The following is a 19,910-nucleotide window of genomic DNA, read 5'->3' as shown; positions in this document are numbered from 1 at the left end:
ACAGTATTTATTCTGATTATTGTTGTGTACTTTTATATTTCAGGAGCGTGCTTAATTGCGGACGATCCTGTGTGTAATTATTGGTCGGTTGGACAGATAAGGGATAGTCACCCCATCGTGGACCGGCAGACCAATAAGTTCCGTTTATTCCATTTTCTTGTAGATATTTAAGTGCTGCATCAAGAATATCCAGCCAACGACCGTCAGTATCAGGTATTCCATATTCACCGACGAATCCACGTTTATTATTCTCTTTCAGCCAGTCAACAAAAGGTTTCAAACGAGCCACCCCTGTTTGAACGGTTGCACCATCTTCATCATATCCTTTATTATAGTTTCCGGAAGAATCCGAATCGAAATATATATGTGCCTGGAATATCAGGTTATTACTTGGATCTGTAAGAGTTTTCAGATTGTCACTGCATTCTTTCCATCGTCTGGCAGAACTGAATTCGTCTCCGCTAACTATGATGGTTGTTTTAGTATCTATAGTGCGGATGGCATTAATGCAAGCTTGGGCTATGTTAACCCACGGTGTCGATGCCAGCATTTCGTAGGGTTCATTCATAATGTCGTAACCCCAGATATTTTTATAGTCTTTAAACTCCTTTGCCAGTTTTTTCCATACGTCACAGAAATTGTCAACAGTGCATCGTGCATTACCAATGATTGCATATTGATTATTTTGTGAACTTTGCCCGTCGCAATATACACAATATCTTCCAAAGTTATGCATATCCAATAGTATCTGTATGTTTCTATCTTCGGCAGCTTTGACGAATTTCTTCATTTTTGCCAGTTCTGTTGCATTTAATTCTCCATTCATTGTGGGTTGTATGCGTTCCCAACGAAATGGAAAACGTACCAGATAAAGACCTTTGGCTTTAAAGTAATCCAAGTCTTTTTCTGTGGGATAACCATAGTGAGTACCATCTACCCCCGGATATACATTCCCAAATTCAGCTCCTGACAGGTTAACTCCGAAATAAGCTGTTTGTTTGGTTGGTTGAGGTTCATCACCATTTTCTTCTTCGTCTGATTTGGAACAAGATGAAAATAGAAGTGCTATAATCGTTAATAATGAAAATAAGTCTTTTAGCATAAATCGAATTGTTTTTGTTTATGAGGGAACGCTTTAGTACGAGCGTTCCCTTTTTATTTTTACTTATGAACAAACCTGAAATTACACATACTTAAATCAAAATCTTGAGCAGATTCGGGAGAAAATATGATTTTGAAAGCTGTGTTGGTACTAGGATCGATAGGATTAGGCAACAATGCTTCTGTATCGGCACTGATCCGTACAGTTTGCCATCCACCATAAGTATTAACAGGAATTCCTCCTTTGGAAGGATACCATCCATAATCTCCTAAAATGATACGCGCCTGGGCTGATATCGGAAATTTAGCTCCAGTACAGATTTCAAATCTTAAATCGTAAGATGAAGGGTCTGCGGCTACTTCTGCCGGTACAGTAATATATCCGGCCCACATAACCATCCATCCCCAAGCTTTCACGGAATTATTGAAGCGAATATATTTTCCTCCTTCTACTAATGGTTCCGGTTGTCCTTCTAATGTGCCGTCACATAAGAAATCTTTCGGGGCATCAGGGAATTGGCTGGAATGTGTAAAGGCACCGCTTCCCGGCCAATTATTGAAATCGAAAAGTTGAGATACTCCCGGATCCATGTATGTGAGCTTGTATGCTTCATCCATGTTTGCCCCTTTTATAGTAAGAGTAGATTTCGGAGCGGCATTTGCAGGAATTTCTATTGTCAGCTCTGTACGAGTAGCATCGATTACATTTACTGGTAAATTGCCTAGATTAACAATTGCTTCCTCAATTGTAATACCGTAGAGGTCAAAATTATCACCTGTAATAACCGTCGTATCTCCCGGCTGGGTAAATTCATTCTTGAGTCCATTGATTGTTAAATCAGGGATGGAAACGACAAAAGGAATACTTAGTTCTCCGTGTTTGGTTGTAATATAAATTGTGTTTGTCACTTCTTTAGGAAGTGCACGGGGAATAGGTGCGAGAAGCATATCGTATGTCGAATATATCTCCTTACTGTCCACCTCGATATCATTGAATTTTAGGGAAGTGATATCTCCAAGGTTTGTTCCCTCGATTCGTACTACTTGTTCGAAATTTGCTCCCTCAATGGGAAATTCAGCATCTGTTGCCAAAACGACTTTGTCTACAGTCGGAGCACCTGTTGACGGTTTGTTTTCTTTGGCTTTCAGATCGTCGACTTCAACAATATCCGTACAGGATGTTAAAGTAAATATGGATGCTGCGATTATTGCAAAATATTTTATTTTCTTCATAATCTGTTTTTTACATGGTTATAAGTGATTAATCCCAGCCAGGATTATTCTCATTAATTCCTTGGTTTGTCAGGATTTCAAGAGTCGGAATCGGGAATAGCAGATGTTTGCTGGAACGTTGTTTTACGTTGTTAGCTTCATCCATTCCGCCTAGAGCATTCATTGCCTGCAAATAAATTCCCCAACGTATTAAATCCCAACGACGATCGCCTTCCAAGGCTAATTCCATTGCACGTTCTTCAAGGATTGCAGAACGCAGGCTGGTTTTATCTGTAAAGTTTGCCAGTTCTTTGCCTGTTGCATTACTACGGGTGCGAACATCATTTAAAGCATCTACCGATTCTTTTGTCGGGCCATTTAATTCATTAGCTGCTTCTGCAAAAATTAGAACAATATCAGCATAACGTAAAAATGGGTAATTGGCATCTGTACGAGGTTGAGTCTGATCGGCTATTTGTTGTGAATATTTGGTCGTGAAAGCGAAGAACTGTTCTGATCCTCCTTCATCACATCTCCATCCGGAGGTTACTTTAGGATTATCGAACGGAGGTTCTTTGGCTTCAACCATACGTTGCCATTTCCCAAAGTTCGGATAGTATGAACCACCCCCCCAACTTGTATCAGAGTTCTGACGTATCCAACAATGCAACACTCCCTTGTCCACGCGGTAGTCTTTTTCTTCAAATAATAGATACCAGTGTTTTCTACATCCTACCGTTAAGCTATTGTCTATATTTCCTGCTGCATTGAGTCTGCCACAGTAGTGCGAGCTGAATAATGTACCGTATAATTCATCACCGGACTTAGTTTGTAAGCTGAATAAATGTTCGCTACAAGTCTTGCCGGAAGGAGACCAAACCAAATCATAGTCCTCAAGTTTGTGTATTCCATATTCTCCTCCTATTATATCTCCTGCAATTTCGTAGGCCAGTCTATAATATTCTTGAGAGGAAAAGCTTTCGTAACCGGCAACTTGATCCTTGGAGAATGTTGTCGGAACAGGTTCTGTATATACTTTGGTCATAGTGCCGTTTACATTCTGCATGACAAACGGTGCGCCGGTTTTTACTGTTATTTGTTCTCCGGTAGCCATGGACGCAGAGCCGATAGTCGCATATACTTTGGCTAACAAACCTGCCGCAGTTGCAGCACAGACTCTTCCGGGTTTAAATCCATTGTCCGAATTTTTATAAATCATATCTTTGGCGTCTTTAAGCAAAGGTATGATTGTTTCCGTGTATACTTGTGCAATTGGAATGCGCGGATTATTAGTATATTGCCCGGATTCGTTTACACTGACGGAATAAATAGGGATAGCTCCATAAGCACGTACCAGATAGAAATATGCCCATGCTTTAAGAAAATAGCATTCTCCTAATGCATTCTTTTTAAATACTTCTGATACATTTTGCATCTTGTTGATTTCAGAAACCGCTATATTTGCTCGGTTAATCAAAGAGTACATTCCGGTCCAAAGTACATCGGCTTGTCCGTCACCTCCCTGGAAGTTACCACTTCCAAATTGGCTGAACTGCCATACTGCACCGGAAATATAGTCACAGTCATAATCCAGCGGACGTGGGAAACTACCGTATCTGAACATGGCTTCGTGTAATGTGTTATATACTCCTGTTACCCACATGTCGGCACCGTTATCAGAATCCTCAACATCTTCAGGGACAATGAAGTCGAAAGGCTTTTCTTCGATCATACTTTCGCATGATGTCATTACTGCTCCGGATAATAGGAGGCTGGATGCCATCAGATATATGAATATATTTTTCTTTTTCATTATTTCTTGAGATTATAACGTTAATTTAAAACCTATTGAATATGTTCTGCTGCTTGGATATGAGAAAATATCAACTCCTCTTCTGGAAGCGTCAGAACCAAAGGCGTTTACATCCGGATCAAACCAACTATAACCTGTAATCGTGAATACGTTTGTTACTGTACCGAAAACAGACAAGTTGCTAATTCCTTTTATGACTGAACCGAAATTGTAGTTTAAGTTGATCGTTTTTAGTCTGAAGTAAGAACCATCTTCTACATAACGGTCGGAGAGTTTCATGTCACGGGTCATTGCAGTAGTGACGCGAGGCCATTTGGCGTTAGCTGCATTCTCTGGTGTCCAGCGGGAATCATAAGCATCTTGAGTGATGTTTGCAATACTGCTCATTCCGATATTTGTCAAGTTACCATTAAAAATATCATTACCATGAGTACCTTGGAAGAACAATCCCAGAGTCAGATTTTTCCATCGTAAATTGGCGTTCAGCCCGTAAATAAAGTCTGGATTAGTATCACCGATGATAGCTCGGTCTTCTGACGTTATTTTTCCGTCATTGTTTTTGTCCAGGTATTTGATTTCACCGATCATTCTGCGAGCCTCATCATCAGATGCTTTGGCATATATTGGATCTGCACGGACTTCTGCTATATTATCATAGAAGCCGTCTTCTATATAGCCGAAGAGTGTTCCGATAGGTAATCCATTTCTTTGCAGAAAGACTTCTTTGGCACTATACCATAATTGGTTAGCATATTGATCGGCCGTTAAACCTCCGATTTCATTTTTATTAAAAGAGATGTTACCGTCGAAGTCTAAGGTCCAGTCTTTTTTATCTAATGCAATGATTTTACCGGTTAGCTCAAGTCCTTTGTTTTTTACATGACCGAAATTCGTCCACATGGTAGTATAACCGGTACTATTCGGTATAGATACATTTTGTAGCAGGTCATTAGTTTTTTTATAATAATAGTTAGCGGATAAACTAATCCTGTTATTCCAGAATCCCATGTCGAGTCCGACATTATATTGGTCGGTTGTTTCCCATTTGAGTTTGTCATTCAAAGGACCTTTGTAAGTTTGTCCTGCAAATCCACTGCTCAATGTTCCGTCGAGAGGGTAATTGGATGGTGCAAGTGAAGCGATGGTCTGGTAACTGCTGATCGCTTGATTACCGGTTTGACCGTAGCTGAATCGCAACTTTAAGTTACTGAATATATTTAGGTTTTTGATGAATTCTTCTTCAGATATAGTCCATGCTACTGCTCCTGAAGCGAAGTTCGCGAATTTATTTCCGGGAGCGAAACGGCTTGAACCATCACGACGGAACGATGCTGTGAAAATATAGCGATCCTTGAGTGTATAGTTGGCGCGTCCTAATAAGGAGACTAGAACTGCTTGTCCTCGATAGCTGGCTGGTGTCTCAATATTTAACGCCTAGCTCATATCGAAGTCCTGTGTGATGTCAGTCGGGAAGTTGGACGCATTCATTGTTTTGCCACCCCAGTCTGATTTTTCGTAAGTGAAACCGGCTACTACATTGAGATGATGTAGTTTGTTGAATGTCTTATCGAAAGTAACCAATGATTCTGCTGTTAAGTTCTGCCAGAAATTGTCGCTTTTACCAGCTCGTCCGTTGGAAGCTTTACCTTCTCCTGTTTCACGATTGTAGTAACTTGCACGATCGTTTACAGAATAACTGATACCTAGATTCTGACGGAATTTCAAACAATCAAGGATTGTAATTTCGGCAAATGCAGAAGTAAATACATTAATTGATTTCAGTTCATCTTTAGCTGTATTAACGTATGTACGTGGATTGGCTGATAACCATGCATAAGAATCATCTTCTGTCTTGTCCCCTACATATAATGTTGGTAAATAAAGCATAGCAGAGCGGATGATACTATAATCATAGGAATTTGACTTGGCAAACTTAGTTAACGAACGGGTAAAGTTGATATTTAGTCCCGTATTTAACCAGGGTTTCACATGGCTTCCAATGTTGGCACGAACAGCAAAACGTTCATAACCTGAATTCTTGATGATACCACTCTGGTCTGTATAGTTGCCTGAAAATGCATAGTTGCTCTTTTCATTTCCTCCTGATACACTAAGATTGTATTCCTGTGTTAATGCATCTTGTAAGATCTCGTCCATCCAGTTGGTGCCTTCTACCCATTCTTTATTGCCATATTCGTCTTCACGATAACCCGGATTGAGATAATCTTCTGGTGAAGCATAGTATTTACCGGAGTTAGGAACGATTTTATCGTTTTCGTCGCGACGGTAGTTCCATTTTCCACGATAAGGCAGGTATGAATAGGGAAGATTGTCATAAGCAGCTCCGTTGATTACACCTTCATTTACATAATTAGCATAAGTGTAAGCATCCAGCATTTTGACCATTTTGGCTATTTTGGAAAGTCCGAAGTTGGCCGAGAACTCAACTTTGGCATCTCCGGCACGACCTCTTTTAGTGGTAATTAATACGACACCATTAGCTCCGCGAGAACCGTAAATGGCTGTTGCAGAAGCATCCTTCAAAATATCGATTGATTCGATGTCATTAGGATTGATTAATGAAAGAGGATTGGTTGTTGAGTTATTGCCTTCATTTGCTTTACTACTTGGAGTGTCTCCTACTTCAAACGGAATGCCGTCGACAATGTAAAGTGGTTGTGAATTTGTAGAAAATGAGTTGGCACCACGGATGGTGATACTTACGCCTGAACCGGGAGCACCGTCACTCTGGTTTACTTGTACACCGGCTAATTTGCCTTGTAAAGCTTGGGAAATACTGGTAGGATTACCAAGCATCAAGTCATCACTTTTAATAGAAGAAACAGCTCCGGATAAATCTTTTTTCCTCATTGTACCATAGCCGATAATTACTACTTCATCCAGAGATTGAGTATCATCTTTGAGTGAAACATTGATTGTTTTACGGTTTCCTACAGTGACTTCTGTTGTTTTATAACCGATAAAAGTGTACTGAAGAACAGATTTTTGGCTTTCTACTGTTATAGTATATTTACCATTTAAATCAGTGATGGTACCATTATTCTTTTTAACTCCTAACTCAACAATATTAACTCCCGGAAGAGGTTCACCTTTGCTGTCTGTTACAGTACCTTTAATCTCAATACCTGCTGCTGAGGCAGCTGTATTTATCATCCAGAACATAATCAAGAAGAGCCAGACTCCTTTTGATCCTTTTAACATCCGCACTTTTGAGCGGGGAAAAGAAAAGAGATTCTTTTTCATTTTTCTCAAATTTAAAATTAACTTTATTATAAAATTTCGTAGGTTTATTGTTGATGCAAAGCTAGTAAATAAGGAAAGTAAATAATTGACGTTATTTACCTAAAACTGATATTATTTTATCATTCTTTATTTTTATAAATATATGAGTTGTATTGTCGGATAAACTTACGACTTTGGCGTCCTGCTGGTTTTATTAAAGACTCATCCCATCCTCCGTTTTTGCTTGCTCGCGGGAGAATCATAGAGCAAGTTTCGTTCTTGTCTGAAATGGACCAGTTAACCCAGCTGATCTTTTTACTTTCCATCCATTCTACCCAACGGGTCCATTCCGGTATATCTAATGGCCCATCGCCAGTACACTCCATTCCTGCACATTCTGAAACAAAAATGGGAATTCCTTTTTCCCATGCCGCTTCAGCTCTATCCCGTAACTCTTGTTTATGAGTGGCGGCATAGAAATGGAGGGTATACATTATATTATTGAATCCTTTTAAAGGACTTTCTGCTACCAGGTGTAAATCTTGATCCCAGTGTGGACTGCCTACAAGAATAATATTATCAGGATCATATTTGCGTATTTCAGAGATAATATCAGTTGCATATTCTTTCACGCTTTCCCAACTGTCTTCCATGGGTTCGTTATATATTTCATAAATAATATGAGGATATTTTCCGTATTTCTGTGCCATCATCGAGAAAAATGCTTTCGCTTCTTCTTTTTGCGGATAATAAGTATGCCAGTCGATTATTATATAGAGGTCATTTTTTATCGCTGCTTTAATCACTTTATTCATGCATTTTAATGCAAATTCGGGATTTTCAATGTAATTGTCTTCAATAACTGTCCCCATTGCTGCACGTAAAACGGTGCATTTCCAATCTTTTTTCAACCATTTTACAGATTGTTTATTGTAAAATCTAGGCCATAGATTGTGCCAGCCATAACTAACCCCTCTTAAAACAATAGGGTCTCCGGTTTGATCGCATAATTGATTGCCTTTCACTTGTAGTTGTCCCCATTGTTTTACAGGATTTTTACTGTAACTGAATAATGATATCATGGAGAATAAGGTGATAAACAAAATGACTTTCTTCATTTTCATAATAAATTAGGTATAACATATAAGATGGACGTTGCAAAGTAAGCACAAAAAAAATATGTAAAAAAGTGCTTTGTTATCATATACTGATACTTTTCTTACTATTTATTTCAAACAAGAGTATATTACCTTATTATATATACAAAAAGGGATTAAGCCGGGAAATAAATATGATAACAGATGGTTTGAAGGTCGAAATAGTATATTGATTTGATAATAAAGTGGTTGTATGCTTATATAAGTTGCCGTACTTTTATGAATTAAATTTTATAGATAGATTAATGTTTTATTTTATATTTATCACCTTATGAAAAAAAGTATTTTTTTAGTTTGTTTGGTAGTTTTCGGGGTTGTGTCATTGTCGGCAATTGGTCCGATAGTCTCTGTATCACGGTTGGGTTGGCAAACCGATAGTATATCTTATGGTATATCACGAATGGTTGATATTGCATCTTTGCCCTTGTTAGATCGTGGAATTTCGGTCCATTATGAAGGCAGCATTGATAAAAGAGGAAAGAATGCCGACTGGGATTGGAGTCTTTATCAGGACCAACGTGGAGAGTGGGTAATATTTGATGTTGATGGTCCGGGATGCATTTATAACCTTGTACAACATCGCTATATGAGTTCAAGTGATCCGCTCTTCCGTTTTTATTTTGATGGAGAAGAAACACCTCGTTTTAGCTTGCGTTTATCTGAATTCGGAGAAAAAGAACCTTTTATAAAACCTTTGGCTGAAAGTTATATTGGTCCGTTTGATAACGGAAGAGGGCCCATACGTGTTGCACGGAGTTTTGTTCCAATGCCGTTTAACAAGGGATGCCGTGTAACTACCGATGTGAAACTGGAAGGTTATGAAAGAACCAAAGGTGAAGGAGGTTGGGGACATGTTGTATACCACACTTATGCGGACAATGGTATCAAGACCTTTACCGGGAAGGAGAATTATGATACTTTGATACAATTATGGAAGAAACAAGGAAGCAATCTTTTGTGTAAAGATCAATTGGCATATCATCGTAAGTCGGAACAAAAGATCAATGCTGGCGAGTCCATTACTTTATTGGATGAAAAAGGAGAGGGAGCTATTGGTTCTTTAAAATTTTATCTTCCGGAGATTAATGAGCAGCACTTGCAGAATGTATGGATTCATATGTTTTGGGATGCTCATCAACAACCCGATATTTCTTGTCCTTTGGCGTGTTTGGGAGGTAATTCTTTGGGCTTTCACGATACCAACTATCTGCTGTCAGGATATAACACATACGGTTGGTTTTATAATTATTTTCCAATGCCATATTGGAAGCATGCGAAGATAATAATTGAAAATCGTAGTGGTGTTCCTGTTTCTTTGGGATTTTCTGAAATAGCAGTTTCCCGGTCGGTTTATCCTACATTTAATACCGGGTATTTTCGTAATACACCATATTATACGAGAAAATATGTGGCAGGAACAGATAGTCCGATAGCTGCTATTCAAGGAAGAGGGAAGATGGTTGCTGCCCATATTACATGTCACGCCGAACGCTCACATATTATTTCTTGTGAAGGGGATGTTCGTATATATATTGATGGCAAACGGACTCCACAAGTTGAGAGCGACGGTTCTGAAAGTTATGTTTGTTATGGCTGGGGATTTCCGACTCCGCCCGAAGTGCATCCAATGGGAGGGTATGACGGTCTTTCGGATAACCCATGGTCAATGACTCGTTTTTGTATAGGCGACAGTTATCCTTTCTATTCAGAGTTGAAGTTTGGTATAGAGTCGGGAGAATATAATAATCAGTATTTGGAACATTCGGGTACTATATTTTATTATGGTCAAGATAAAAATGTACTGGTGAAGACTGATAGCTTGGATTTAAGTTCTTCGCATTCCATTAAGCAACACTCTTATAAAGCTATGGGTAATGTACGAAGAACAAAATTGGAAAGTTTCTTTGAAGGAAATGAGGATAGTATTTTATATGTAGGAGAAATTGTCCGGTTTGAAAATTTTAGTAATTTTAGAGTGAACATATCTTCTCAAAATGAAGGAGTGCGTTTGCGTAGGTTGAGCGATCAAAACGATGCTCGACAAGCAGCCCGTGTTTTTGTTGATGGCGAAGAAGTTACAGAACGTTTATGGTATGTAGCTGATAGTAACCCTTATAAACGTTGGCTGGAAGATGATTTTGAAATTCCAGTCAGGTATACTAAGGGGAAGAAATCATTAAACATTCGTATTGTACCAGTTTCTATGTTTGAAGAAGGAAATTTTACTTGGAATGAAGCTGAATATCAGGTGTTTTGTTATATTATTTAGGTATTATAAATTAATACTACCGTGTACGCCACATAACAAAGTATCATAATCGCTCCTTCGATTCTTGTAATTGTTCTCTTGGCAAAAAACAGTCCGAATAACCAAAGCAGAATACCGGAACCTACTAATGTAAACAGGTCAAAATTGGTGATTCCACTAAGATGGAGAGGAGTGATGCTCGCGCTGCATCCCAGTACAAAGAATATATTGAAGAGGTTACTACCAATCACATTTCCAATGGCAATTTCCGGATTTTTCTTTAATGCGGCAACGATAGACGTAGCCAGTTCCGGAAGAGAAGTCCCTCCTGCAACCAGTGTCAGTCCGATAATTGATTCGCTGACACCCAGGTTGCGGGCGATGCCCGTGGCACCGTCGACAAACAACTGCCCTCCATAAATAAGGGCGGCCAAGCCTCCGATGATATAAAGAATGGATTGCCACCAAGGCAGTGATTTGATTTCTGTTTCCTCTTCTATGACCGGATGTTCTGCTTGTTGTTCCATTGTAACCGGCTTGGAAGCGATGGCAAAAGTGTAGCCCATGAAAATGACAAAGAAGCAAAGCAACAACAAGCCGTCTACTCTGTTCAGGATATTCTCCGGAGCTTTATCCAAAAATACATCATTGGCACAAATCAGCAAGACAATAGAAGAAAGTATGCAGAGCGGAATCTCTTTTCTAAGTGTATTGCGGGTGATGACAATCGGGGCGAATAATGCCGTGCAGCCTACAATCATCAATGTATTGAAAATGTTACTTCCCACCACGTTGCCTATGGCAATATCCGCGCTTCCTTTGAGAGCAGAAGATACACTGACCGTCAGTTCCGGGGCAGAAGTACCGAATGCAACGATGGTAAGTCCGATCACGATGGGAGGGATGCGGAAACGCTTGGCTACCGAGGCGGCACCGTCTGTTAATCCGTTAGCTCCTAGAAGAATGAGGATTAATCCCCCGATAAGTAATAATATATTCATGCTTTTTCTCTTTTAGTGGCAAAGATAATCAATTTGGAAATGGTAATGTCAAAAACAATCCGTATGTTTGCTCTGTTTTTTATGAAAAGTTAGATTAACCTTAATTATAATCAAGGGATATAAGGTATGGAAATAAATAAAATAAAACGGTCGTTACTGGTGTTGTTCCTTTCTTTTCTGGCAATCGGGGCGCAGGCACAGTTGGAACAGGCGGTTAAGAAGATATTTGCCGGAGATACAGTAACGAACGGACATGTTCCTTTGAAACGGGATTCGGACTCTATCCATCTGGCGGATATGCGGAAATCGTTGGAAGAAGCCCGGCTCAATGAAGCGAATATGCGGATGGAAATGGAGCAGATGAAGCTCCAGATGGCTACTGCCGACTCCGTCAAGTATGTACAGCAGCGACAGCGTATTGACTCTCTGCGTCAGTTCACTAAGGGAATACCGGTAGTGGCGGACGGTGATACCTTATTCTACCTTTTCACCAAACGAGGCGGATATACTCCTCAGCAACGTGCCCAAATGACCGGTGCAGCGATTGAAGAGATAGGAAGACGCTTTAATCTACAACCCGATTCTGTGGCTATCGACCATTCGGACATTGTTTCCGATTTGATGTACGGCAGTAAAGTCCTGCTTTCTCTTACCGATCAGGATGCTTTGTGGGAAGGAGTTTCCCGTGATTCGTTAGCTAAGGAAAGACAGCAGAACGTCATTACCAAACTGCATGAGATGAAAGCGGAGCACGGACTTTGGCGGATGGCAAAGCGTGTGCTCTATTTTGTGTTGGTAATTGTGGGACAGTATTTCCTGTTCCGCTTGACCAATTGGTTGTTCCGTAAACTGAAAGCGCGTATCCTGCGCCTGAAAGATACGAAGATAAAACCGGTATCCATCCAGGGGTATGAATTGCTGGATGCGCAGAAACAGGCGGACCTGTTGGTATTCCTGTCCAGTATCGGGCGGTATATATTGATGGGATTGCAACTACTGTTTACCGTACCGTTGATTTTCATCATCTTCCCCCAGACGGAAGGACTGGCATACCAACTGTTAGGATATATATGGAATCCGATTCGCGGTATCTTTGTGGGTATTATCGACTATGTGCCCAAATTGTTTACTATCATCGTTATCTGGTATGCCGTGAAATACTTGGTACGTCTCGTCTTGTATCTGGCACGTGAGGTGGAAGCAGGACGGCTCAAAATCAACGGCTTCTATCCGGACTGGGCGATGCCGACTTTCCATATCGCTCGTTTCCTGCTCTATGCATTTATGATTGCGATGATTTATCCTTATCTCCCGGGTTCCGATTCCGGAGTGTTCCAAGGTATTTCGGTATTTGTCGGATTGATTGTTTCGCTCGGATCAAGTACGGTTATTGGTAATATCATCGCTGGATTGGTTATCACTTATATGCGTCCGTTTAAGATGGGTGACCGGATCAAATTGAATGATACCACCGGAGATATCATTGAAAAGACTCCTCTAGTGACACGTATTCGGACTCCTAAAAATGAGGTTGTGACTGTTCCCAATTCATTTATCATGTCGTCTCATACGGTAAACTACAGTACTTCGGCACGTGAATATGGACTGATTATTCACTCGGAAGTATCTATCGGTTATGATATTCCCTGGCGACAGGTTAATCAGATACTGATTGATGCTGCGTTGAATACTCCCGGAGTGGTGGATGATCCGCGTCCGTTTGTGTTAGAGACTTCTTTGAGCGACTGGTATCCGGTCTATCAAATTAATGCTTATATCAAACAGGCAGATAAAATGGCACAGATTTATTCGGATTTGCATCAGAATATTCAGGATAAATTTAATGAAGCCGGCATTGAAATTATGTCGCCGCACTATATGGCTGTACGGGATGGAAATGAGACAACCACTCCCAAAGAGTATCAGAAAAGTAACAATCCTTCCAATAAGGCGGGAGAAGAAAGTAAATCTGAATAGTTATTACTGTCGCCGCCATTATTGCTGTTGTGTTGTATAATGAATATCAAAACGTCCGTTAGTCAGACGTTTGCCGTTGCCGAAGGTTGCACTGATAATATTCAATTCTGGGTCGAAATGGCTTATAAAAGCTGTTCCGTCTTCCAGTTCTTCTCCTCTGAACCGTATATCGGTGAGAGTTGCTTCTTTGCCTTCCTGGGGAGATAAAATGATGAAGTGTATGTTGATGTCAGGTTTGACGGAAACATTGACGGATAGTTTGTCCTCCTCCGGATAGTAGTGGAATGAATCATACGTCCAGACATACGAGTGCCCCCAATTCAGGTATCGTCCTCCCACATAAATCCATCCGTCCATCAGACAGCCAAAGGTGTTGTCACCTGTAGTGGTGACAGAAGGTAAAACTGTAATGTCAATCGATTCATCTTCCGTACAGCTCCAAAAGCTGATAATGGAAAAAAGAATGAGTATATATTTCTTCATAGTGCTTTTTTTGAGTGAATGTTAGAAATAATAGGATAATCCCGTAGTGAAATTTATTCGTGTGAGGTTGGTATCATTATTGCCATCGAGTTTTACAATAACCCTTTCTCCGTGATAGTGGGTTCTAATTCTAAGCAGTTCACTATACATATATTGTACTCCTAGACTGACTCCCAGATTGGGATTCAGTTTATAGGTAAGATTGGCATTGGTCAGGAGACCAATAGTGAAGGCTTTCACTTTCCGTGTTTTGCCGAACACCTCACTGTTGTTCCGTAGAATGACTCCACCGGGACCAGTTGTTACGCGGATTTGCCAATGTTTGGTGTTGGCATTACACATTCCGATTTGAGTACCAATGAAATGAACCCATAAATGGTCCTTCCCTTCAGGATGACTTCCTTTGGAAGAAAATCCGGAGTAGATTCCTCCAAAGACAAAACGTTTGAGAGGGCGGAAATTATATTGTCCATCCCAGCTTACGCCTTGTGCGAGTGTACGTTGGTAACTATGGGTACTTAACGTGAGTGTAGGAGGGTGATGGAACATAACACCGTAGCCCGCGTGAAAAGAGAACTCGTGTCGCTCAAAATCTCTCTGTGAGAAAAGTAGAGTGTGACAGGACAAGGTGAATGCGATTAGTAATAGAATCGCTTTTATGAGTGTTTGATTCATCTGGATTAGTTTAGATTGTGTTTCTTTTTTGCAAAAATAGAAAATAGTTCAGACTTTCTCACAGCGAATCAGAACTTTTTGCCCATTATTTAATGTACTGGCAAATAAGTAGGTATCTCCTCCTTCAGCCAAATGGATTCGTTTGCGGAGTTCGGCTACTGTGGCGGGGAAGTTACGGACAGTCACATTTGCTTTTTTCAGGTCTGCCAGATTTTCCTTTACTTCTTTTTTATTGAAACTGCACTGGTTGACAATACGGAATATTCTTCCGGGGAAGTTTTCAATGAAAGTATCGGAAGTATAAAGATGGCTATTGGGATGCAGTTTGCGGACAGGATAGGCTGCTGCAATGCTTCGGAAAGCACCGGCTTTCAGAAGGGAGGCATTCGGTTCGTAAAGATAGGTTTCTAAAGAATCCGTATATGTGCATTCGCTGCATTGTTCCTGTTCGCGGGTGAATACAAAGTGTTGTTCTTTTTGAGTTCCTTTTGTGAAAAGGTTCACACAATGAATGGAGATTTCTGCCGGTGATGTTTGTCCGAGTAGAATTAGTAGTTCCTTGCATTCGTTGTTGACGGACAGAATGTGAACTTCCTGTGTCTGTTTCAGTTCTTTCAGTGCTAATGAAAGATCGAGCATGGGGGAGAGTTTTATCATTACCCGGTTGGCCTTTTGAAGTAAAAGCTCTTCCAGTTCGGCTACGTTTGGTTCGCAGTCGGAGATGGCAACCGTTTTTCCGCCGTGCTCATTGCGGCGCGCAGGATCGAGGAAAAGGCAGTCTACGGGGGACATTACTTGCAGGTAGGTTACTCCATCTTCGTTTTTTATGTTTATATGGTTTAGATTCAGTACGGGAAAGTTATGTGCTGCTATTTCGCAGAGTTCCTCCTGACGTTCTACGTAAGTGGCGGATTTGAATCCGGTGGCAAGAAAAGAACAGTCAATGCCGAATCCGCCGGTGAGGTCGGTCAGAGAATCTCCCTGCAAAAGACGTGCTTTGTAGCGGGCGGTGATTTCTGAAGAGCATTGTTCCAGCGACAGATGTTTCGGATACCATATCTTTTCGATCTCCCACCATGAGGGAATCTTTTCGGCTGCTACCTTCCTTCCTGCAATTTGGGTGATGGCAGTTGGCATATCTATATCCGGGTACTTTTTAGCTTGTAAAGCCAGCACACGTACATCGTCCGATGAATGTTCGCGAATAAAAAGTTGGGTTTCAGGAGAGATTTGCATCATGGTGTTATTGTGTTATAGGATATTACAATGAATCGTCGAGCTCTGATTATGGGGTTGTTGAGTGTCGGTTATGGTATTAACTTATACTTCTGTTTGGCTACGTCCCGGCTGCAAAAATTGAAATGCCACCATTCGCTGGGTAATGCACGGAATCCGGTCTCTTTCATCACTTTTCGTAGCAGTAATCGGTTCTGACGCTCTGTTTCACTCATTTTTCCATTATGTACCAATCCGATCTCGTCTGTGATGTGTGCTTCCATGCCTAAGTGGTCTACTTTGGTTCCCATCGGTAGGGGCTGTCCCAGAGAGTCTTGGATACTGACGTCTACTGCCAGTCCGTAGTTGTGTAACCCGCCTCCACGGTTGGGGTTGGAGACATATTTATATTTGGACGTTCCTTTCACTACGTTCCACATCTTTTTCTGTACCGACATTGGACGTGCCGCATCGTAAATGATAAGACTATAAGACGGGTATAGTCTCTTTAAGGCTTTTTGTGCTTCTATCAGAGCGTATGCCGCATCCGGATGCAGGTAGGCTTCCGTTAAGTTGTCGTAAAGCACTTCGCCTGTGAAATTATCAGCCTGTGTATACATCAGTTTTACAACGAGACTGCTATCCAGGTCAGCTATATTGACGAGTCCTAATGAGTCCATGTAGAGAGCCATTTCGCTTCGCTCCGGTGGTGAAACGGTGGAACATTCTTCGCGTGGTTGTATATCCTCCGTCGTTTGTTCGTATTCCATGAGGGGAGTGCTCTCCTTTTCCTTATGACTGGAAAAGAAGGAGCATCCTGTCAGCAGTAAACAGAAAATAGCTAAACTATATTTTAGAATAATCATTCAACCTTTTGTATTTAGTGTGCCAAAGATACTTCTTTTTGGCTTTAGCTCCAATAAGCTACCTCTCTTACCGTTGGATATTAGCTGCTGCTTTCTTCAGATTGGCCACTCCTTTCCATGCGTCAAGCAGGTGCAAAACATGTTCGTCTTCGGCTTTGCTATGGTTGATGGATAACAGCTCCGCATATATTTCCAGTAATTTCTTTAAGTCTTTGACAGGCTTTTCTGGAAGTCCGGCCAACATTGCCACGATTAGTTTCTCCAATTCCCGGTTATGCAGCGGACTGACGTTTATCATTTGTTGCTGTATCAGATCAGTGAGTCTTTTCAGCGGTCCCCAGCCGGTATGTTGATGCGAACTTAAGATGCTGCCTATGCGTCCACTGTCTATGCAGCCTTGACCTACACGCTCTATCCAGATTTCGGCAGCATAGGAACGGGAAGTTTTATCGGCTACCAGCATGCAAGTGGCTTCCAGTAGATAAGACACTTCGTGCCATGTATGCCTTAACTGATGAAGCGCTTCAATGGCAGCTTGGGTGATACCTGCTTCCCTTACCTCATTTAACGTCGGGTCGTATATGGCGCTGCGGATGCACCATACCAATAGTGGCTCCGGTATATTGGGAGTTAACCATGCCAAACGTGGCAAGTCGTTCTGTATGTCGTCAAAACGTTCTATCTGTGGGTACATTTCAACCAGTAACGGATGCGGATCGTATGAATAGTAACTGACTCTTTCATTATATTTGTCTTTATTGATGACATGAGAGTTCTCGCTTTCCGGAATATCGAAAGTAAGAGTTGAACAAATCCATTCTACCGTTTTCTTGTTATAATCCGTGTACGAGTCAGTATACTGATAGGTTCTCCATTTAAAGTTTCCGGTCAGAAATTCACGTGGACTTTTATTATAGGAGAAATCTTTAAATTCAGCATAGATTGTTTCCGGTGATTTCATTAATCCTGCCATCATCCACCAGGAAGGATGATTGAAAGGTGCTTGGGGAAGTACGTCTTTTTCTCCCAGCAAAAAAGTGAGCAGGTGCCGGTATTCTCCTTTCAAACTTCGGAGGAGCAGAGGAAGCTCTTGCGACGAACTTTCCAGTGCCACTCGTGAAAGTGCTGTTTGCATATCCATATCGTCCGGTTCGGCATTTGCCTGCTGATATTGTTTTAACCTTTCTATCAGGGTTTCCGGAGCGATAAACATCGGTGTATGAGTGGGAGTGGACAATAGGGGCAAAGGTTTCTCCTTGCTTTCCAGAAGGTCTAATGTCCGGCATAACAGTTGCTTATGAACGGGGAACTTTATTTTTTTGTTCGTCTTTTCACGAATGGTGAGTTTTTGTAGATTACGATACCCCCATTTGCCTTTTTGAAGTTCGTCTTTTTGTACCATTTTCAGATGTAAGTTGTTTAACTCTTGGGCTTCTTCAGGGAAACGTTTAATCAGCAGTTTGGCATAGTCAAGGAGGAAGGTGGCCATTAACTGGTCTGATATACCATTTCGGGAACTTCCTCCGCTCATCAGCAATTTGTAGGCACGTTGGAGAATAGGGGTCCATTGAGAGATTTGTTTTGCTTCCTGTTGCCGGTCCCATTTCACTAAGGCTCCGAGTAACAGGTCGAAGTGATAGATCTCGTTCACGTCGAGCACTTGGCTGGCTAGAAATATCAGGTCTTCAGTGGAAGTGATTTCCTGTATCCGGTTGTCTTCACGGATGATAGGGAGTATTGGCTCATACGTGAAAGAGGCGGAATCTTCCGGCTCATTATTCTCCAAATACGCTTTCAGCTCCTTTTTAGTATTAGCCAACATGGTTTCCGTATATATGGAAAGTACCTCTTTTAATGTAGTAGATGCCGTCTCTCCATACGTCTGAATAAGTTTGACTATCTTACTTTGGGTGGATTCTTCCCGGCTCATCAGTCCTTGTGCGGCTGCACAACAGATAGTGTCGCGATGTTCTTTTCTTTCTTTTGCCAGCTTATGGAGTACTGCCAGTGTGTTTTGGTGAATCGCTTTCACGTCCGAAGCAAAAAGCACGGAAGTCTGACTTAGAAACTCTTCAGCCTGGAATTGTGGGTGAGTGCATAAGTTCTTCAGCAGTCCGAGTATGATATTTACCGGACGGCTGTGAGGGGCGGACAGAACGGCAAACATTTCCGGTTGTAGTGTTAGTTGTTCTTCTGTACTGGGGTTAAGTGCGGTAAACATGCCTGCAAACCAACTGCTTAGGTTTTTGTTCAGATTCCGGTTGACGGCAAGCAGAGATTCTTTTAATACACGCATACGATCTAGTTGACCGTGTTCTACGAAGTATCTGAAAGAGAAATAAGGCTGTCCGCCTGTACGATTATCCGTCCAGTTTTGTCCGCAATCGTATTGGAACAGATACCAGATATGTTCTTTGAGTGTGATTGCCCGCTTTTGCAGGAAATCGGTATTGTTCATGTAGTTCACCAGATAACCGGCGATGGTTTGCGGAGAGGGTGTTAGGGTGAGTACTCCCTGTTCTATCCAATCCATCAGAGTTTCGTAATTCATTCCATAGAAACCGCCAAATTCCCTGCTTTCACCCTCTTTGAAGAAACTGTCGAGCCAGGAAGGAATATACCACGGAATCAATTCGTTCAGCTGTTCTGTATAGATTCCCCATTCGTGTTTGCGGAATTCTTTTAGCGAATAGATGACGAGGGCGGTAAGATTGATGATACGATGCTGTTCGGGAGTTCCGCGTGTACCGTATGTATTCTCGTTAAGTTGCACGAATTTATTGTAGTGTTCTTCCAATTTGTTAAGGCAGGGAACAAGCGTTTTTCGTTCTTCCTGCGTTAATCCTTGCAGAAAAGGGATGATGGCATCGCCTTGTCCTTTTTCTACTATCTCGTTGAGGCGTTCTTCTATGGTCATAA

12 protein-coding genes and 1 pseudogene are annotated in these 19,910 nt (G+C 41.3%); 2 read left to right on the top strand and 11 right to left on the bottom strand.

Features of this window, described 5'->3' with window-relative positions:
- Positions 1-16 precede the first annotated feature (16 nt).
- The 5 genes and pseudogenes from AB5217_RS15985 to AB5217_RS15965 all read right to left on the bottom strand — a co-directional run bounded on the left by AB5217_RS15985 (position 17) and on the right by AB5217_RS15965 (position 8,487).
- Complete coding sequence (locus AB5217_RS15985) at positions 17-1,102, bottom strand: glycoside hydrolase family 5 protein (RefSeq protein WP_004302613.1); 1,086 nt, start codon at positions 1,100-1,102, stop codon at positions 17-19.
- 59 nt (positions 1,103-1,161) lie between these two features.
- On the bottom strand, positions 1,162-2,334 hold the full coding sequence (locus AB5217_RS15980; RefSeq protein WP_004302612.1) for a glycan-binding surface protein: 1,173 nt from the start codon (positions 2,332-2,334) through the stop codon (positions 1,162-1,164).
- A 28-nt stretch (positions 2,335-2,362) separates the two neighbouring features.
- Complete coding sequence (locus AB5217_RS15975; protein WP_004302611.1) at positions 2,363-4,126, bottom strand: RagB/SusD family nutrient uptake outer membrane protein; 1,764 nt, start codon at positions 4,124-4,126, stop codon at positions 2,363-2,365.
- Between the two features lie 12 nt (positions 4,127-4,138).
- Positions 4,139-7,390 (bottom strand): annotated as a pseudogene (locus AB5217_RS15970) (SusC/RagA family TonB-linked outer membrane protein).
- A 119-nt stretch (positions 7,391-7,509) separates the two neighbouring features.
- Positions 7,510-8,487 (bottom strand): glycoside hydrolase family 5 protein, encoded by a 978-nt coding sequence (locus AB5217_RS15965; RefSeq protein WP_004322993.1) that lies wholly within the window; start codon positions 8,485-8,487, stop codon positions 7,510-7,512.
- Between the two features lie 310 nt (positions 8,488-8,797).
- On the opposite strand from AB5217_RS15965, the gene AB5217_RS15960 reads away from it, so the two are divergent.
- On the top strand, positions 8,798-10,795 hold the full coding sequence (locus AB5217_RS15960; protein WP_004302608.1) for a DUF2961 domain-containing protein: 1,998 nt from the start codon (positions 8,798-8,800) through the stop codon (positions 10,793-10,795).
- Here the strand turns inward: AB5217_RS15960 and AB5217_RS15955 are convergent.
- Positions 10,792-11,775, bottom strand: coding sequence for a calcium/sodium antiporter (locus AB5217_RS15955; protein ID WP_008646632.1), 984 nt, complete (start codon positions 11,773-11,775; stop codon positions 10,792-10,794). The two genes, AB5217_RS15960 and AB5217_RS15955, sit on opposite strands and share 4 nt — an antisense overlap.
- 126 nt (positions 11,776-11,901) lie before the next feature.
- Here AB5217_RS15955 and AB5217_RS15950 point away from each other — a divergent pair, with 126 nt between their 5' ends.
- Complete coding sequence (locus tag AB5217_RS15950; RefSeq protein ID WP_032844334.1) at positions 11,902-13,752, top strand: mechanosensitive ion channel family protein; 1,851 nt, start codon at positions 11,902-11,904, stop codon at positions 13,750-13,752.
- An 18-nt stretch (positions 13,753-13,770) separates the two neighbouring features.
- Here the strand turns inward: AB5217_RS15950 and AB5217_RS15945 are convergent, their stop codons facing one another.
- The 5 genes from AB5217_RS15945 to AB5217_RS15925 all read right to left on the bottom strand — a co-directional run bounded on the left by AB5217_RS15945 (position 13,771) and on the right by AB5217_RS15925 (position 19,908).
- Positions 13,771-14,235 carry a hypothetical protein gene (locus tag AB5217_RS15945; protein ID WP_032844335.1) on the bottom strand — a complete coding sequence of 155 codons (465 nt, stop codon included), beginning with the start codon at positions 14,233-14,235 and terminating at the stop codon, positions 13,771-13,773.
- A gap of 21 nt (positions 14,236-14,256) precedes the next feature.
- The gene (locus AB5217_RS15940; protein ID WP_004302604.1) at positions 14,257-14,910 is read right to left on the bottom strand and encodes a hypothetical protein; all 654 of its coding nucleotides are present in this window, start codon (positions 14,908-14,910) and stop codon (positions 14,257-14,259) included.
- 48 nt (positions 14,911-14,958) lie between these two features.
- Entirely contained in the window at positions 14,959-16,149 is a 1,191-nt protein-coding gene (locus AB5217_RS15935; protein ID WP_032844336.1) for a THUMP-like domain-containing protein, read from the bottom strand.
- A gap of 68 nt (positions 16,150-16,217) precedes the next feature.
- A complete protein-coding gene (locus AB5217_RS15930) occupies positions 16,218-16,991 on the bottom strand; it encodes a M15 family metallopeptidase (protein ID WP_004311106.1) in 774 nt (257 codons plus the stop codon).
- Positions 16,992-17,058: 67 nt separating this feature from the next.
- On the bottom strand, positions 17,059-19,908 hold the full coding sequence (locus AB5217_RS15925; RefSeq protein WP_368112632.1) for a DUF6493 family protein: 2,850 nt from the start codon (positions 19,906-19,908) through the stop codon (positions 17,059-17,061).
- Positions 19,909-19,910 lie beyond the last annotated feature (2 nt).

Source organism: Bacteroides sp. MSSM.1001136sp1_RTP21357st2_D2_RTP21359_211015, from assembly GCF_040913205.1.
Lineage (GTDB): Bacteria > Bacteroidota > Bacteroidia > Bacteroidales > Bacteroidaceae > Bacteroides > Bacteroides ovatus.
This window is presented reverse-complemented; position numbering and strand designations above follow the sequence as displayed.

What these genes read in the sequence shown, in the direction of transcription:
- AB5217_RS15985 (WP_004302613.1), bottom strand. Translation starts at nt 1,102, where the DNA reads ATGCTAAAAGACTTATTTTCATTATTAACGATTATAGCACTTCTATTT.
- AB5217_RS15980 (WP_004302612.1), bottom strand. Translation starts at nt 2,334, where the DNA reads ATGAAGAAAATAAAATATTTTGCAATAATCGCAGCATCCATATTTACT.
- AB5217_RS15975 (WP_004302611.1), bottom strand. Translation starts at nt 4,126, where the DNA reads ATGAAAAAGAAAAATATATTCATATATCTGATGGCATCCAGCCTCCTA.
- AB5217_RS15965 (WP_004322993.1), bottom strand. Translation starts at nt 8,487, where the DNA reads ATGAAGAAAGTCATTTTGTTTATCACCTTATTCTCCATGATATCATTA.
- AB5217_RS15960 (WP_004302608.1), top strand. Translation starts at nt 8,798, where the DNA reads ATGAAAAAAAGTATTTTTTTAGTTTGTTTGGTAGTTTTCGGGGTTGTG.
- AB5217_RS15955 (WP_008646632.1), bottom strand. Translation starts at nt 11,775, where the DNA reads ATGAATATATTATTACTTATCGGGGGATTAATCCTCATTCTTCTAGGA.
- AB5217_RS15950 (WP_032844334.1), top strand. Translation starts at nt 11,902, where the DNA reads ATGGAAATAAATAAAATAAAACGGTCGTTACTGGTGTTGTTCCTTTCT.
- AB5217_RS15945 (WP_032844335.1), bottom strand. Translation starts at nt 14,235, where the DNA reads ATGAAGAAATATATACTCATTCTTTTTTCCATTATCAGCTTTTGGAGC.
- AB5217_RS15940 (WP_004302604.1), bottom strand. Translation starts at nt 14,910, where the DNA reads ATGAATCAAACACTCATAAAAGCGATTCTATTACTAATCGCATTCACC.
- AB5217_RS15935 (WP_032844336.1), bottom strand. Translation starts at nt 16,149, where the DNA reads ATGATGCAAATCTCTCCTGAAACCCAACTTTTTATTCGCGAACATTCA.
- AB5217_RS15930 (WP_004311106.1), bottom strand. Translation starts at nt 16,991, where the DNA reads ATGATTATTCTAAAATATAGTTTAGCTATTTTCTGTTTACTGCTGACA.
- AB5217_RS15925 (WP_368112632.1), bottom strand. Translation starts at nt 19,908, where the DNA reads ATGACCATAGAAGAACGCCTCAACGAGATAGTAGAAAAAGGACAAGGC.